The following is a 1,315-nucleotide window of genomic DNA, read 5'->3' as shown; positions in this document are numbered from 1 at the left end:
GTGAAGGCCGGTCCCGTACCCGCATCCCGGGTACGGGACCGGCCTTCACGCGTACTGGCGCGCACCGACGGCGTACCGGCCGCACGCACACCACGCCACGCCACGCCCCACGCACCCCCGAGCCTGCCGATTTGTCGATATCCGAAGGGTGATTTCCCGTACGGAAGTGAAGGTTGGCTCCCGCGCCGCGTAGCTTTGTCGTCAACAAGCGTCCGTAGGAGCAGCCTTGGCACGGAAAATCGGCAGCCGGTACACCGCCCACCAGATCCTGGGGCGCGGTTCCGCCGGCACGGTGTGGCTGGGCGAGGGGCCCGAGGGGCCCGTCGCGATCAAGCTGATGCGCGAGGACCTGGCCAGCGACCAGGAGCTCGTCGGACGCTTCGTGCAGGAGCGCACGGCACTCCTCGGCCTCGACCACCCGCGCGTGGTCGCCATGCACGACCTGGTGGTCGACGGCAACGACCTGGCCCTGGTCATGGACCTGGTCCGCGGCACCGATCTGCGCACCCGCCTCGACCGGGAGCGCAGGCTCGCCCCGGAGGCCGCGGTGGCGATCGCGGCCGACGTCGCCGATGCCCTGGCCGCCGCCCACGCGGCCGGCGTCGTGCACCGCGACGTCAAGCCGGAGAACGTGCTGCTCGACATGCAGGGCCCGCTCGGCCCGGGCGGCTCGCACCCGGCCCTGCTCACCGACTTCGGCGTGGCCAAGCTGGTCGACTCCCCGCGCCGCACGCGCGCGACGAAGGTCATCGGCACCCCCGACTACCTCGCCCCGGAGATCGTCGAGGGCCTGCCGCCCCGCGCGGCCGTCGACATCTACGCCCTGGCCACCGTGCTGTACGAACTCCTCGCCGGCTTCACGCCGTTCGGCGGCGGGCACCCCGGCGCCGTGCTGCGGCGGCACGTGACCGAGAGCGTGGCGCCGCTGCCGGGGATCCCGGACGAGCTCTGGCAGCTGATCGTCCAGTGTCTGGCCAAGGCACCCGCCTCCCGGCTGCGCGCCTCCGAACTCGCGGAGCGACTGCGCGAACAGCTCCCGCTGCTCGCCGGGATGCCGCCCCTCGACGTGGACGAACCGGACGCGGACTCCGCGGACGAGCCCGCCGAGGAGCCCGCAGCCCCGGAGCACACCGGGCAGCAGCCGCGCCGCGGAGCCGTACCCCTGGTCCCCGGTTCGTCGGCACCGGACTCCAACCGGGACACCCACACCTCGATGCGCGTACCGGAACCGGACGAGCTGGCCGGCGGCGCCCGCGGCACGGCCCGCGTACCGCGCCCCAGCGGGGCCCCGCGCCCGGGCTCCGCCCGCCACCGC

Annotated in this window: 1 protein-coding gene; it reads left to right on the top strand. The window is 74.3% G+C overall.

Going from position 1 to position 1,315, the window contains the following annotated elements:
• Positions 1-226 precede the first annotated feature (226 nt).
• The coding region (locus tag DY218_RS24310; protein WP_147336162.1) for a serine/threonine-protein kinase at positions 227-1,315 on the top strand (1,089 nt) is incomplete at its 3' end.

Origin of the sequence: Streptomyces triticagri, assembly GCF_003429565.1 — a bacterium.
Taxonomy (GTDB): Bacteria; Actinomycetota; Actinomycetes; order Streptomycetales; family Streptomycetaceae; genus Streptomyces; species Streptomyces triticagri.
The sequence above is the reverse complement of the archived record's forward strand: the minus strand, read 5'-3'. Positions and strand labels throughout refer to the sequence as shown.